Here is a 14,473-nt window from a genome sequence, read left to right on the forward strand (position 1 = left end):
AAAATCTATCAAGATATTTTAAGGAGATGTTTATATGTCTAAATTGATGCAAGCAGCTCAAATCCATGAATATGGCGGTCCGGATGTCTTGAAAATTGGAGAAGTAGAGGTGCCTCAACCGAAAACGGGCGAAGTGCTTGTCCGCATCGTATACGCTGCCGTGATTCCGTTGGACTACAAAATTCGTAACGGCTGGGTTCAGGATGTATTCCCAGTTACATTTCCCTACATCCCGGGATTCTACGCTTCCGGGCACATCGAAGCGGTAGGTCCCGATGTTACGGCGTTCAAGCCGGGTGATCGCGTATTCGGAACCGTGAAGGGGGGCTATGCCGAATACGCGATTGCAATCGCCAACGATTTGGTTAGCATGCCGGATCATTTATCCTATGAAGATGCAGCAACGATCAAGGCTGGAGCGGAAACGGCTTGGAAAGCATTGTTTACGGAAGGCGAGCTTGAGCCCGGCCAAACGGTTCTGATTCATGCAGCAGCAGGGGGCGTGGGACAGTTTGCTGTTCAACTAGCCAAGTGGAAGGGAGCAACTGTGATCGGTACAGCTTCAACGGCCAATCTCGATTTTGTTAAATCCTTGGGGGCGGATCAGGTCATCGACTATACGACAACCCGGTTCGAGGAGGCTGTTCCCCATGTAGATCTCATCGTAGATTCCGTTGGCGGGGATACGGAAACTCGTTCCTGGTCTGTGCTCAAACGAGGCGGAATATTGGTTTCACTCACCCAGCCGCCATCCGCGGAAGCTGCTAAAGAGCATGGCGTTACTGCCAAGTTCAACACCAAGTTTCCAACGCCTGAAGATTCGGAGACGATCGCAAGGATGATTGCAGACGGGAAGCTGAAAGTCTCGATCGAAACCATTTTTCCGCTGAGCCAAGCTAAGAGCGCACTAGAGAAAAGCGAAACCGGACATGGGCGCGGTAGAATTTTACTCGGCGTTAGCTCTAGTTAAAATCAAATCAGACCATTCGATTTATCATCATCCATGATCCTAAAAAAGCGTTACTTTATACGGTGTCAAATTGCATAAATGCATTTAATCATGTATAATAAAAGAAATTCATACATCGGAACACCGGAGGAGCCTGTCACGACAGGCTCTTTCTGCGTTTTTTTAGGAGAGCCCTGTCGTTGACGGGCTCTTTTTGTGCCTTTTTCCGGTTATGAATGGTAGTGGTCAAATCCAAAGGAGGCGCTTAAATGTTGGAAATCATGCTCTATCTTGCGATTATTTTGCTCGCCACCAAGCTGCTTGGCGACTTATTCGTTAGGCTCGGTCAACCTGCCGTTCTGGGAAAGCTCCTGGCCGGCATTCTCGTCGGCCCCGCTGTGCTTGGCTGGATTCATCCGAACGAATTTATATCTATTTTCTCTGAGATCGGCGTATTGCTGCTCATGTTTATGGCAGGTCTGGAAACGGATTTGGATCAGCTTCGAAAAAATTGGAAGTCGGCGTTCGCCGTAGCGGTTGGAGGAATTATACTGCCGTTTATCGGCGGCTATGGAGCTGCTTCCGTCTTTGGCCTGAGCAATAACCAGGGACTTTTCCTAGGCTTGCTTCTTTGTGCCACTTCGGTTAGCATTTCCGTTCAGACTCTGAAAGAAATGGACCGGCTGAACACGCGGGAAGGCACAACGATCCTGGGTGCAGCGGTTGTGGATGATGTGATCGTCGTCGTCATGCTGGCCGTCATGATGAGCCTGCTTGGCACGGGGCACGACGTATCCCTTGGTCTGCTCATCGGCAAAAAGCTGCTGTTTTTTATCGTTGCCATCGCTGTCGGCTGGCTGGCCGTCCCTTGGTTTTTAAAGCTTTTCGCACCGCTGCGGGTTACCGAGTCCGTCATCAGCGGAGCGCTTATCGTATGCTTTGCCCTATCGTATTTTGCCGATCTTATGGGTGTGGCCGCGATTATCGGTGCTTTTGCAGCCGGCATTGCCGTTTCCCAGACTCCTTTCAAGCATGATGTGGAGGACCGTGTGGAGCCGGTGGCGTATTCCATCTTCGTTCCCGTGTTTTTCGTCAGCATCGGTCTTAACATTACGTTTGAAGGTGCTGCTAACCAATTGGTATTCATGGGATTCATTACGGTCGTGGCCATTCTGACCAAGCTTCTTGGCGGCGGGCTGGGAGCCAAACTCACCGGATTTAACGGCCGTTCATCGCTGGCGATCGGGGCTGGAATGATATCACGCGGGGAGGTAGCCCTCATTATAGCGGCAACGGGTTTGGAGTCAGGACTGCTGCAGCAAAAATACTTTACCTCCGTTGTCATTGTCGTGATTTTGACGACGCTTGTCACGCCGCCTTTGTTGAAGACGTTATTTTCGGGCGGAAAAAAGAGTGGAAACCAAGCGTTAAAGGAGAATAGGTAGATGGAACCTTCAGCGGCTGGAAGATAACTTTGGAGGTCCCCCTAAGGAACTTGATAAGGCTTAAAATTTGTGTCGAAAAAAACGATCCCCGCTTGTTGGCGGGGATCGTTTCGGTTGCAATCAGGATGACATGCAGCTAATGGCTTATTTGATAAGTCGAAGCTGCTGGTTTTCAATGGAATAAACATGATCCGCCACGCGCTCAATAAATACGCGATCATGGGATACGAGGATAACGGTACCTTCGTACCCTTTTAAAAAACGTTCCAGCGCTTCGATGCAGAACACATCCAAAAAATTCGTCGGCTCATCTAATACCAGCACATTGTATCTGCCCAAAAACAGTCGGCATAGTACGAGACGAATCGCTTCGCCTCCGCTGACATGGCGGATATTCTTTCGCAAATCATTTCCTGTAAAGCCCATTGCGTGCAGGACGGAGCGGATTTTGCTTTCGTCATAATCGCTTCGTTCCTTCATATAAGCCAGCACGGATTCGTCCTTATCGAACTGATATCCCATTTGCTCGTAAGAGCCGATCAAGGCTTTAGGGGATAGGGTGATGCCTTCTCCTTGCTGCAAAATGTGGCGGAGGAGCGTCGTTTTCCCTGAACCGTTACTACCGGTTATGGCATTGGTGCTCCCTAATGGGAGCTGAAAGCTTACATCTCTGAAGAGGATTTTGTCTCCAGCCATCAGCGTCAATCGGTCGGCCATGATCGGATACTTATTGTGCAGCTGCAGTGATGGCGGCTGATGAAAATGAAGGCTTTGTTCTTGAGCCGGGGCTTCCACAGTTTCAAGCTGCCCGGCCCGCTTTTCAATGGATTTGGCTGCCCGCTGAACTGCTTTTTGGCTCGTATCTTTGGATTTGGTCATAAACATTTTGTTTGCCTTGGCTTTTGCTTCTCTCTTGGACATTTGTCCATTGGCCTGGGCAATTTTTTCTGCCTTTTTCATTTTTTCATCGGCGGCCTTCGTAAGTCGGTTTTTTTCTTTCATATACTTCTCATGCTGTTCCAACTGCTGCTCACGCTGGAGCTCTTTTTGGGACACGTAATCCGAGTAGTTTCCTGTATATTCCGTGATATGTCCATCCTCGATCTCCCAAATTTTCGTGACGAGTGCATCTAATACAAAGCGGTCATGACTGACAAGCAAGAGCGCTCCGTAATAGTATTTCATTTCTTCGATGAAAAACCGTGTTCCGGCTTCATCCAAATGGGTGGTCGGTTCGTCGATCAATAATCCTTCATGGTAGCTTGAGAGAAGCCCTGCCAGTTTTAGACGCGTTTGCTCACCACCGCTCAGCTGTTCGACATCCGTTGGAGGGACCGAAAGCTTGCTCAGCATTTCATCATCCGCTTCCATTTCTGCAGGTACGGCCATTTGTTCGAACGAGGCAAAATCCGCCTGACGGTGAACTTGACCTTTCTCCGGTTGGATCTGCCCAGCCATGAGCTTCAATAACGTACTTTTTCCGGCTCCGTTTTTGCCAACGATTCCGATCCGATCAAACTGGTGTACTGCCAGCCGAGGGATATCCAATATCATCTGATCCAAATAAGACAATTCAATGTTCATTAACTCTATGCATACTTTTTCCATGTTTCGTACCCTCCGAATGATGGTGTCATTGTTTTTCCGGTCATACCAAAAATCACAGGCAATCTGCCTGTGATTCAGAGTAAAGGGAAGAAGACCCGTCCTAATTCAAAATAGGGGGTGGAGGTAGGTAGCCGTCATTAAATAAACCTTCCGTTTGCCTTATGAAGGGGAATGATCCCAATAAAAAAGAAAGGCAGAAGGATCTGCCTTTCTACAAATGCGAAATGATATGCGCAAATGAAGATTATTAAAAAAGGACAGACTTATCCCGTTTACTCTGTAAACACAAACAGAGCCTTTGAACGTATTTAATTACTTGTTCAAAGTCCGGAATCGAAGTCTCATTGCGTGTGTCACTTCTTAATAATCCTCCTTCAAGATAATGAAAATACACTGCATATTGTAGGGGGTATTTCAGCATAAGTCAACCGGAGGCCGAACCGCAGAATGGATTGCGATTCGTATACCTAATTCATATTGTGCTGGCCGTTGGGTCAGGCTGCTATTACTATAGTGTTAGAAAATCATTGCCGGATTTCGGACTTTTCCCCGGTATTATCATCCTTCGCACCGGTTTTCGACGATCAAGGATGCCGGTATGCTTAAAGATGTAAGCACTTCCATTCCGGAAGACAGCGGCGGAGCAGGGATCGGTGTTCAGCCTGCGAACCGCCGTTCCTAATACGAATGGATTGGCGCAACCGGTTATCCTGCAAACGGCAGGTGTAGTGCCGCACAGGTAAATGTGGATTGGCCGGGATAGAAAGAAGGATGGAGGAGGGACGATGGAAATCGTTACTACGGGAATTCCCGCTAGAACGGAAAAGCCGCGAAGGCGGCTGTTAATGACGATGTGGAAATACAAATGGCTGTACGCCTTGCTGCTTCCCGCACTGGCTTGGGTCATTGTGTTCGATTACTTGCCGTTGTACGGCATCAGCATCGCGTTCATGGACTACAACGTCATCCAAGGATTTGGGGCCAGTAAGTGGGTGGGTTTCGCACATTTCCGGGAGTTGTTTGCGTCGGAGATGTTCCTGAACGCTTTTCGCAACACACTGCTCATCAGCCTATACAAGATGATCAGCGGATTTATCTGTCCCATTTTGTTAGCACTATCGCTAAACGAAATTCGGACCAAATGGTTCAAGAAGACGCTGCAGACTGCCGTTTATCTGCCGCGTTTCGTGTCCTGGGTCGTCTACGGCGGCATCATTACGCTGCTGCTTTCGCCGGAGACCGGCGTGATTAACAAAATCGTCGAATGGTTTGGCGGCAAACCCGTATATCTGCTTGTCGAGCCTGCGTATTTTCGGATCATTCTCGTCGTCACCGATGCAATGAAAGAGATGGGCTGGGCAGCGATCATTTATTTGGCCGCCATCGCCGGGCTTAATCCCGAAGTTTACGAAGCGGCGGTGATGGATGGAGCGACACGTTTCCAACGCATCATCCACATCACGCTCCCGGGCATATCCAGCACGATTATCGTCATCTTTATCCTACGGGTCGGCTATCTGATGAGTGCCGGTTTAGACCAGGTACTCAACCTGTATAACCCGATGGTGTTCGAAGTTGGCGACATTCTCGATACCTACATTTATCGGGTAGGCATCGAACAGTTCAGCCTCAGTCTCGCGGCGGCGGCAGACGTCATCAAGGGAATCATCGGCTTCGTCATGGTGCTGATCGCCAATCAGATCGCGAAGCGAATCAATGATTCCGGCATTTTCTGACAAAGGAGAATCCGAATCGTGAAGCTCACTCGAGGCGAATCCATTTTTATCGCTACCAACTATTTCGTTCTGTCGCTTATCACCCTGATTATCTTGATTCCGTTCTGGTATGTTCTAAGCGTGTCCGTAACGCCATACTCGATCTTCAGCGAAAAGAACGGTCTGGTGCTGTTCCCGACATCGATCAGCTTCGATTATTTCGCCTACTTGCTCAAGAAGGGATCTCTGATCTATAACGCTTACGGGGTGACGATCCGTAATACAGCCGCCGGTGTCCTGCTTGCGCTCCTGCTCACGGCGACGGCTGCTTACTCCCTGGCGGAGAAGAAGTTGCCCGGCCGACGGATCATCATGCTGATCTTCGTCTTCACGATGTTGTTCAAGGGCGGTTTAATTCCGACGTATATCACGATCAAAAATTTAGGGTTGCTGAACACGGACTATGTGCTGATCCTGGTTATGGCCTATAGTGCCTTTAATATGATCATTATGAAATCCTTCTTCGAAGGTATTCCAGAGAGTCTGAAGGAATCCGCTGCAATTGACGGGGCATCCGAGATAAGGACGCTGCGTTCGATCGTTCTCCCGATGTCGATGCCTGTCATCGCCTCGATCGGATTGCTCTACATGGTGACGTACTGGAACGATTTCTTCAATGCGCTTCTGTACGTCACGGACTGGCATAAAGCGCCGGTGCAGCTCGTATTGCGCACCATCATCGCGAGCTCCAGCCTTCCGCCCGAATTGCTTGAAGCGGCAGGGAGAACGCCGCCGCCCACGATCGGAATCCAGATGGCGGCCATTGTCATCGTAGCGCTGCCGATGATGGTTCTGTATCCGTTCATTCAGAAGTATTTTGAACAGGGCATGCTGATCGGTTCAGTTAAAGGGTAACCATCCATTTATGTGAAATTTCAGGGGGATGTCTGTATATGACAAAGACAGTTAAACACTGGGGTTACGGCGTACTCGCCGCCTTACTTTTGGGAACGCTTACGCTGTCGGGATGCGGCAGCAGCAACGATGGAGGCGGGAATGCAAGCCCCGAGCCGGGAAGTCCGTCAAGCTCGCCTGAAGCGACTGCGGATCATTCTCCTTACGAATTGAAGTGGCTGAAGGCACAGGATATTTCGCTGCCGTATGATCCGTCGAAGGACGCGGTAAAACAAGCGATCGAGGCCAAGCTGAATATTAAGATCATCCCGGAGATGGTCGACGTTCAGCAATACAAAACGAAGCTGAATCTAAAGATAGCAAGCAGCGACATTCCGGACGTGACGAAGATCGATTTTGCCGATGACTTTCAGAAATACGCGCAGCAAGGCGCTTTCGTTGATCTGACCGACCTGATTAACGAAAAGGACACGCCGAACATTATGAAGGAAGTGCCGGCGGACGTGTTCGAGCAGGCGAAGGTAAACGGCCGCATTTACGGGATTCCGTATCAGGGCGGGCCGGGTGCAGGATATCGCTGGGACTTGGTCATGCGTAAGGACTATATTGAGCAGGCGGGGGTTTCCGTACCAAAGACGCTTGACGAATATTATAACTTGCTGAAAAAGGTCAAGGAGCAGCATCCGGAGGTCATTCCGCTTGGCGGTTATACGGCCCAGATCGGACAGGTAAAATTCGCGAACAATTCCTTCGACAACGTGTTCGGCGCGTTCGGCGTCACACCCGGTTTTTTCACGGAGAAGGATGGGGAATTCAGCAACTATGACATCGATCCCCGGATGCGGGACGCGCTGCTATTTCTGCAGAAGATGTACAAGGAAGGCCTCATCGACAAGGAGTTCTCGACGATTAAGGAAGAGCAGCTTCGGGCAAAGATCTTTAGCGGCAAGGTGTTCTCCTGGATGGGCTGGTGGTCGACGGCCAGCGATTACGACACGCAGATCGAGACCAATGAGCTGATCAAGAGCGGCAAACTGGCGAAGGACGGTTCGCTCCCGAACCAGGCTGAGGAGCCCTTCAAATACTTATCTTTGACCGGGTCCTTGCTGGGGACGGACGGCACGGCCGTTGCGCCAATGGGGGCACCGTTCTCGCAGATGAATGCCATTAGCGCAAAAACGAAAGATCCGAAGCGCGTACTGTCGATCATCGAGGATTCGTTATCCGAGGAGAACCAGATGTTGACCGTCTGGGGCATTGAAGGCGAGGACTATTCCCTCGTAGACGGTAAACTTAAGACGAACACGACCCTCGTCGATCCGAAGACACAGCAAGATCCGAAAGGCAACTTCAGAGGCACGCAGAGCTATCTATTCGCTCCTGGACTGAAGGGCTGGCCGCATTATCTAGAGTCGCTGCCGCTGCGGTTCTCCGAAGCACTCGGCGTAGCGATCAACAATGAGCATCAAATCACCGACGCTTCCAATTACCTCGAATCACCGACGAAGATTGCCAAGCTGACAGAGCTGGATACGATGCGTGATTCGGTATTTACTCAAATCATTATGGGCGCCGACATCAAGAAGTTCGACGAATTCGTAGAGAAGTGGAAGTCGCAAGGAGGCAATCAAATTCTGAGTGAACTTGAAGCTTCTTATCAGAAAAAAGCAGGCAAGTAAACATGTACACGTCGGCAACCTTCCTGGTGCAATCCGGCCATGCCGGAAGCATTGGGGAGGTGCTTTGCCGTTTGATCAGGAAACTTCTCGGTTTCAGAGGAACGCAGCGGATATAGCCGCCAGAATCACGCCGATCTTGCAGGAGATTTAAGAGAAAAGAGGGAAGAAGCTAAATAAGGAGTACGCCTTCACGCTTATTATAGATTTTGTTTCATTTCGGGCTATAAGGAAAGAAATTTGGCAAGGGAGGGCTTGGCGATGATAACCAATAAGCGCCACACCAGCTTGCTGGCTCGGATCAGTCTGCCGGTCTTTGCGCTGGTCGTGACGGTCATCGCCCTGTTCGCCGCTTCGGCAAGCTACATTCTCATCCGTGTGCAAAATGAACACACGCGTCAGATGGCGGAACAATCGATGAAGTTCGTGCACCGCAATCTGGAATATCAGCTCGACACCATGAACAACATGGCCGCTTTTCTGCTGTCCAACCAATCGATCGAAAATTTGCTCGAGACGGAGCATTCAGCGCCGTACGAAGCGGTCAACGATTTTTTTACCCTGCAGACGAATTTGCAGAATCTGTCGCTCTTGTCGCTGCTGAATGATGCCAATTCCGGCAGCATCGTTCAACAGACGTATGTCGTTGCGGTCGCGTTGGAGCCGAAGAGCGGTCTGTATACTCTCGCGACGGACCATTTCGACCCGGTGACCGGCATTTTCAAATCGACGGACCTGCAGAACGAGAGCTGGTACCGTGCTCTGATCGGCGGTGGGCGCCGCACCGTCTGGTGGGGGCAGAAGGCCGGACGCTCCGGGGCAGCGATGATCTATTCGGCGACGAAGAAAATAAGCACCAAGGACGGCCGCGCGATCGGTACCGTCATGATCGGGGCGGATACCGGAAGCATCCGGAGCCTATTCGAGAACGCTGCGCTGACATCGGGCTTCCACCTTTTGGTGGACGAAGAGGGCCGCGTCATTTTCAGTGAACGGTATGCTTTTCTCGAACCGGCCGGCAGGCTACCATTCGTACGATCGGCCGCCTGCGACGGAAGTTCGGCCGACGCAAAAATCGAAGGGATGCTGCACCGTGTCACATGCGTAAAAATGGACAATGGCTGGAAGCTGCTGACCGCCGTTCCCAAGAGCCACTTCGGACGATACACGTTTGCCATCTCGGCGATCGGCGCCTTGGCAGCCATCGCAGCCGTGCTGATCGCGGGACTGTGGCTGCGGCGTATCGTCATACGGGTGACCGTTCCGATTACCCGGCTCGTTAACGCTGTTCAGCGTCCCGAGGTGCTTGCGTTCCGTGAGCCGCTGCCCAAATTGAAGTCAGGCATCCACGAGGTTGAGACGCTGAACGAGAAATTCGCGTCCATGCTGGTTACGCTTCACGGACTGATTGAGAAGAGCTTCGAGGAGGAAATTGAGCGCCGCCAGCTTCAATTGGAACTGCTGAATGCCCAGATCAATCCTCATTTTCTATACAATACACTCGATCTGATCAATTGCCGTGCCATTTTGGCTGGAGACCGGGAGACGAGCTCGATCGTGCGCTCCCTGGCCAATGTGTTCCGATTTGGTTTGAACCGGGGCCGCACTTGGATCTCCTTGGACAATGAGATCAAGCAAGTGGAAGCCTATCTGCACATCCAGCAAATGATGCACGACGATCTACTCGCCGAGTTTCATATCGCTTCCGATCTGCAGGATATCGTCGTTCCTCACTTTATTCTACAACCGCTTGCGGAGAATGCCATCGTCCACGGCTTTGCCGGGCGGACGGACCATTGCCGGATCGCGATGACCGCACACGCGGACGGGAACACGCTTATTCTGCGCGTTGAAGACAACGGAAAGGGCTGCAGCGTAGAGGAGCGCAACCGTGTGCTGCGGGAGCAGGAGGCGGGGGAACACAGTTTAACCTCGGACTCGTCTGCCGAGAACGGTTACGGAACGATGAACGTGCATCGGCGGATACAACTTCACTGCGGGCCAGGCTATGGGCTGCGCTACGTGCCCACGGACGAAGGAACATGCGTTGAAGCTGTACTGCCGCTGCGTTCCCAAGGTCAAATCGATCCTGAGGAGGAATCGTCCGATGTATAAACTGCTGATCGCCGAGGACGTCAAACTCGTCCGGGAGACGCTGTCGCGCTCCATCGACTGGGAGCGGCTCGGCATCGAACTCGTCGGAGCCGCCAGGAACGGGGAGGAGGCGCTCGAATGGCTGAAGCGCGATCCTCCGGATCTGCTGCTTACCGATATCGGCATGCCGAAAGGGAACGGCCTGGAGTTGATTGAGGCGTTCCGGGCCAGCAAGCCGGACATAAGGTGTATCATCCTGTCAGGGCTGAACGAATTCGAGTACGCGCGGCAGGCGATCAAGCTGCAGGTGCAGGATTACATGATGAAGCCGATCGATCCGGAGGAGATCGAGCAAGTATTTGCCAGAATCGTTGCGGAGCTGAACAAGGAGCGGGAGGAACAGCGCGGTGTCGAGCTAATGGAACAAAGGCTTCGGGATCGCCTGCCCAATTTGGCCCAGACGCTGCCAATGGTTGAGTGGTCCGGCAGCCTCAAGAAGAAGAAGCTCGTCGAACAAGCGATCCAGGCCATTCGCGAAAACTATTCGCGGAAGGATCTGTCGCTTTGGGACGTTGCAAGTGAGGTTGGCCTTAGCGAGAAGTATGTAAACGCGCTGGTCAAGGAAGTGACCGGCATGACGATCAACCATTGGATCGTCAAGCTGCGTATGGAAGAGGCGGCCCGGCTGCTGAAGGACCCCGCGAATCGGATTTACGAGATATGCGACCGGATCGGCTATGTTGATCAGGACCATTTTCGCGAAACGTTTAAGAAACAGTTCGGACTGACTCCTTCAGACTACCGAAACAATTACTTATAAAGGAGCGATTGGGGAATGCAAATGGAGCAAACGGATCTGAAAGCTGCGGCGGACCGGATTTATCGGTATCTGATGTTCAGCGGTCCGGAGAGCTGGGGCGGCCACGAATGGGCCGAGTGGGCGATGGACCGCAACCGCTGGGATTGGAATCCGGGCGTCGGTTTAATCGCCGCAGCCGATTATGGAGCCTTCTGCGGAGCGGAATGGATGATACAGGCGGTGGAGGGCTGGACGGAGCACAATATTGGCGGGTCCGAGAAGATAAAGGTCATTAATTCACTCGCACCTTACGCGATATTCCCCTTGCTCTTCCGGCAGACCGGTAATCGCTTCTACAAGGAAAAGTCAGAGGAGATGGCGCTTTGGCTAATCAAGGAGGCGCCGCGAACAAGAAGTGGTGCGTTTGAGCATACCGTAACCGAGAGCGCCTCGTTTAGCGAGCAGGTATGGGCGGACACCGTCTTCATGGCCATCCTCTTTTTGGCCCGGACGGCTCGGTTAACCGGAAGTAAAGTGCTTGCGGAAGAAGCGATGAGACAGACGCTGCTGCACCTTCAAACGCTGCAGGACGAGGAAACGGGCCTGCTATTCCACGGTTGGAACGGCGAGACGGGCGATTGGATGTCGGCCGCACGGTGGAACCGGGCTAACGCCTGGAACGCTGCTGGCGTGCCCATGATCGCAGAGGAGGTGGGCGAACTGTGCGGTGACATGAAGCTGATCGGCGAGCTCCGCGAGCGGTATTCGCAATTGGCCGAGTCGCTCGTCCGCTGTCAAAATGAGAGCGGCTTGTGGCCGACGGTCTTGGACCGTCCCCACTTTTATGAGGAGACGTCGGGTTCCGCCGGCATCGCCTGCGGATTATACAAAGCGGCACGCGCCGGATGGATTCCTGCGGAGCTAGCCATGGCAAGTGCGAATCGCACTGTGGCCGCTGTTCTCGAGCAGGTTCGGGAGGATGGCGCTGTCCTTGGCGTCTCAGGAGGTACGCCGGTGCTGGCTAGCGTCGAGGCCTACGACGCCGTCCCGACTTTTCCAACCCTATACGGCCAGGGGCTCGTTCTGCTGCTTTTTTTGGAGAAGCTGCGGATGATCGCTTAAGCATGACGATGACGCTTGATGGATACATTAATGACGCGAATGGGCGAGCATCTGGATGACTTGCATGCTCAAGAAGATAAGGGTCGTTGAAACGGGCCGCAAACGGACATATGGTTTACCGTTGATAAGCCTGAAAGGAGTGTTGGAGATGGCACGAGTTCTGTTTATTAATGCGGGATCAGAAGGGCATATCAATCCAACGATTGGAGTGGTGCAGGAACTGATCTCGCGTGGGGAAGAGGTTGTGTACTTTTGTATCGAAGCTTTCCGGGAGCGATTGGAGAAGGCAGGAGCTATCGTAAAAACTTTTGACGATCAAAAATTTATAAAGGCCTTTATTTCCGGTGGAAGAAGTTATTTGCTCGAACGGGTCAATGGCCTCTTGTTAACGGCTGATATCGTTATACCAAGCGTTCTTGAACAGATCCAAGGTGAGCATTTCGACTACATCATCCATGATTCCATGTTCGGCTGCGGTCGGTTGCTGGCTGATATTCTTAAGCTTCCCGCCATCAGCTCTTGCAGCACTTTTGCGCAGTCCAAACAATCTTTCGACCGAATCATGGAACAATCTTTCAGTGATGTTCCTGAAGACGTAACTATACCTATTAAAGATGAATTTCAAAACTTGACGGCAAGGATACAGCAAAAATACGGTGCCGAGATCCTTTCACCTTACGAGGCATTTTGTAATCCCGCTCCGCTAACGATCGTCTATACAGCAAGGGCTTTCCAACCCGACGGCGAAACATTCGACCCGTCGTATAAATTTGTTGGCCCATCCATCACTCCGCGTTCCATGCAAGAAGACTTTGACCTTACTGGGATGCAGGGGAAAAGCATCATTTACATTTCGCTGGGCACCGTCATGAACCAAGCACTGGACTTCTATAAGCTTTGTTTTGAAGCATTTGGAAATACGGATCATACGATTGTCATGTCGATCGGGAGTAAAACCCCAATATCTGATTTAGGAGACTTCCCTAACCATTTCATCGTGAAAAATTACGTTCCGCAAACGGAAGTGCTGAAACACGCCAAACTATTTATTACACACGGCGGGATGAACAGTGCCCATGAAGGTCTTTATTATGGGGTACCGCTTATTGTCATCCCGCTCAGCGCGGATCAGCCGGTCATTGCCGGACAAGTTGCCGGGATCGGCGCAGGCATAACCCTGCAAATGCAGAGCTTGACTGCCCGCCAGCTGCGGGAAGCGGCAGATCTTGTATTAAGTCGCCCATCTTTCAAGCAAGCGGCTGCAAATATAGGAGAATTCTTTCGTAAATCAGGTGGATATCGTCAAGCGGTCAATGATATTTTTGAATTTAGAGATCAGTATCGTATCTGAAAACAAGGGTCCCGGAACTATTCCGGGACCCTTGTTGTTTCCGCATGCATGCGGCTCTTGAGCTGTACCAAAGCGTCGACGTTTCTCGTCGTAATGGAGGCGACTCCCATATGTGCGAACCGTTCCATCCGGGACTCTTCATTGACGGTCCACACGAAAACTGGAAGCGAGTTGGCTGCAGCCTGTTCTAACAGCTCATCTCTGACCAGCTGATACGGAACATTGATGCCGATGCAAGCTGCGGCAGCCGCATCCTCACAGGTACGGCGTACTGCTTCAGTATAATCTTGGGTTAAAAATAGATCCGTGTCGACATTGAGCAGTTTCTTCAGCTCCGGATGCGTCTGCTGTACGAGCATGGCCCGGGCGGGTCCACATCCCGACAGCAACACTTGGTCTGCCATCTTGTATTGATGGATGAGCGCTGCAGCCGCTGCGACGCTGTCATCGGCTTTGAGATCCAGATTCGCCGTTATGCCCGCAGCCCGGACCCTAACCAGCATCTCATCCAGCCTTGCGATGGTCATTGTTCCGGATTTCCCGGCGTAGTTCACCTTGAGCACCAGTTCCTGCAGTTCTTCCATACTCATTTCCGAAATATGAATGAGCCTGCCGTCCTCTGTCTGCCATTCATCGTCATGGGCGAGCACGGCGACACCATCCCGGGTGACCCGGACGTCCTCTTCAATGATGTCGGCGCCAAGCCGGATGCCGGTCTCGATCGAGGACAACGTATTGTCGAGCGCATCCATGCAGCCGCTATGTGCTGTGATCAGTGGGAATTGTGCAGTCATTGCGC

12 protein-coding genes are annotated in these 14,473 nt (G+C 51.7%); 9 read left to right on the forward strand and 3 right to left on the reverse strand.

The features are described from left to right. Window positions 1-34: 34 nt before the first annotated feature. Window positions 35-970, forward strand: coding sequence for an NADP-dependent oxidoreductase (locus CJP46_RS16755; protein ID WP_094596718.1), 936 nt, complete (start codon window positions 35-37; stop codon window positions 968-970). Between the two features lie 251 nt (window positions 971-1,221). Further along, window positions 1,222-2,394, forward strand: coding sequence for a cation:proton antiporter (locus tag CJP46_RS16760; RefSeq protein ID WP_094596918.1), 1,173 nt, complete (start codon window positions 1,222-1,224; stop codon window positions 2,392-2,394). 144 nt (window positions 2,395-2,538) lie between these two features. On the opposite strand, the gene CJP46_RS16765 is transcribed toward CJP46_RS16760, so the two are convergent. Both CJP46_RS16765 and CJP46_RS37555 read right to left on the reverse strand, forming a co-directional pair. Beyond that, window positions 2,539-4,002, reverse strand: a complete 1,464-nt coding sequence (locus CJP46_RS16765; protein WP_094596719.1) for an Msr family ABC-F type ribosomal protection protein — start codon at window positions 4,000-4,002, stop codon at window positions 2,539-2,541. Between the two features lie 312 nt (window positions 4,003-4,314). Then, a complete protein-coding gene (locus CJP46_RS37555) occupies window positions 4,315-4,359 on the reverse strand; it encodes an erythromycin resistance leader peptide (protein WP_373558018.1) in 45 nt (14 codons plus the stop codon). A 428-nt stretch (window positions 4,360-4,787) separates the two neighbouring features. On the opposite strand from CJP46_RS37555, the gene CJP46_RS16770 reads away from it, so the two are divergent. From CJP46_RS16770 to CJP46_RS16800, 7 genes are all read left to right on the forward strand, one after another. After that, a complete protein-coding gene (locus CJP46_RS16770) occupies window positions 4,788-5,738 on the forward strand; it encodes an ABC transporter permease (RefSeq protein WP_094596720.1) in 951 nt (316 codons plus the stop codon). Between the two features lie 18 nt (window positions 5,739-5,756). Beyond that, a complete protein-coding gene (locus tag CJP46_RS16775) occupies window positions 5,757-6,632 on the forward strand; it encodes a carbohydrate ABC transporter permease (RefSeq protein ID WP_094596721.1) in 876 nt (291 codons plus the stop codon). Window positions 6,633-6,670: 38 nt separating this feature from the next. Next, entirely contained in the window at window positions 6,671-8,311 is a 1,641-nt protein-coding gene (locus tag CJP46_RS16780; protein ID WP_094596722.1) for an extracellular solute-binding protein, read from the forward strand. Between the two features lie 258 nt (window positions 8,312-8,569). Continuing rightward, window positions 8,570-10,423: a cache domain-containing sensor histidine kinase gene (locus CJP46_RS16785; RefSeq protein WP_094596723.1), complete on the forward strand. Its 1,854-nt coding sequence runs from the start codon at window positions 8,570-8,572 to the stop codon at window positions 10,421-10,423. Further along, complete coding sequence (locus CJP46_RS16790; RefSeq protein WP_179281191.1) at window positions 10,416-11,222, forward strand: response regulator transcription factor; 807 nt, start codon at window positions 10,416-10,418, stop codon at window positions 11,220-11,222. Before CJP46_RS16785 ends, CJP46_RS16790 begins: the two co-directional genes overlap by 8 nt. A 15-nt stretch (window positions 11,223-11,237) precedes the next feature. Then, entirely contained in the window at window positions 11,238-12,323 is a 1,086-nt protein-coding gene (locus CJP46_RS16795) for a glycoside hydrolase family 88 protein (protein ID WP_094596725.1), read from the forward strand. A 148-nt stretch (window positions 12,324-12,471) separates the two neighbouring features. Further along, window positions 12,472-13,674, forward strand: a complete 1,203-nt coding sequence (locus CJP46_RS16800; protein WP_094596919.1) for a macrolide family glycosyltransferase — start codon at window positions 12,472-12,474, stop codon at window positions 13,672-13,674. Window positions 13,675-13,691: 17 nt separating this feature from the next. Here CJP46_RS16800 and CJP46_RS16805 read toward each other — a convergent pair whose 3' ends face one another. Continuing rightward, complete coding sequence (locus CJP46_RS16805; RefSeq protein ID WP_094596726.1) at window positions 13,692-14,468, reverse strand: glycerophosphodiester phosphodiesterase; 777 nt, start codon at window positions 14,466-14,468, stop codon at window positions 13,692-13,694. Window positions 14,469-14,473: the final 5 nt, after the last annotated feature.

This window comes from Paenibacillus sp. XY044, from assembly GCF_002257645.1.
Classification (GTDB): Bacteria; Bacillota; Bacilli; order Paenibacillales; family Paenibacillaceae; genus Paenibacillus_AQ.

Excerpts from the sequence above, each read along its gene's own strand:
- CJP46_RS16755 (WP_094596718.1), top strand. The coding sequence starts at position 35 with ATGTCTAAATTGATGCAAGCAGCTCAAATCCATGAATATGGCGGTCCG.
- CJP46_RS16765 (WP_094596719.1), bottom strand. The coding sequence starts at position 4,002 with ATGGAAAAAGTATGCATAGAGTTAATGAACATTGAATTGTCTTATTTG.
- CJP46_RS16770 (WP_094596720.1), top strand. The coding sequence starts at position 4,788 with ATGGAAATCGTTACTACGGGAATTCCCGCTAGAACGGAAAAGCCGCGA.
- CJP46_RS16780 (WP_094596722.1), top strand. The coding sequence starts at position 6,671 with ATGACAAAGACAGTTAAACACTGGGGTTACGGCGTACTCGCCGCCTTA.
- CJP46_RS16785 (WP_094596723.1), top strand. The coding sequence starts at position 8,570 with ATGATAACCAATAAGCGCCACACCAGCTTGCTGGCTCGGATCAGTCTG.
- CJP46_RS16790 (WP_179281191.1), top strand. The coding sequence starts at position 10,416 with ATGTATAAACTGCTGATCGCCGAGGACGTCAAACTCGTCCGGGAGACG.
- CJP46_RS16795 (WP_094596725.1), top strand. The coding sequence starts at position 11,238 with ATGCAAATGGAGCAAACGGATCTGAAAGCTGCGGCGGACCGGATTTAT.
- CJP46_RS16800 (WP_094596919.1), top strand. The coding sequence starts at position 12,472 with ATGGCACGAGTTCTGTTTATTAATGCGGGATCAGAAGGGCATATCAAT.
- CJP46_RS16805 (WP_094596726.1), bottom strand. The coding sequence starts at position 14,468 with ATGACTGCACAATTCCCACTGATCACAGCACATAGCGGCTGCATGGAT.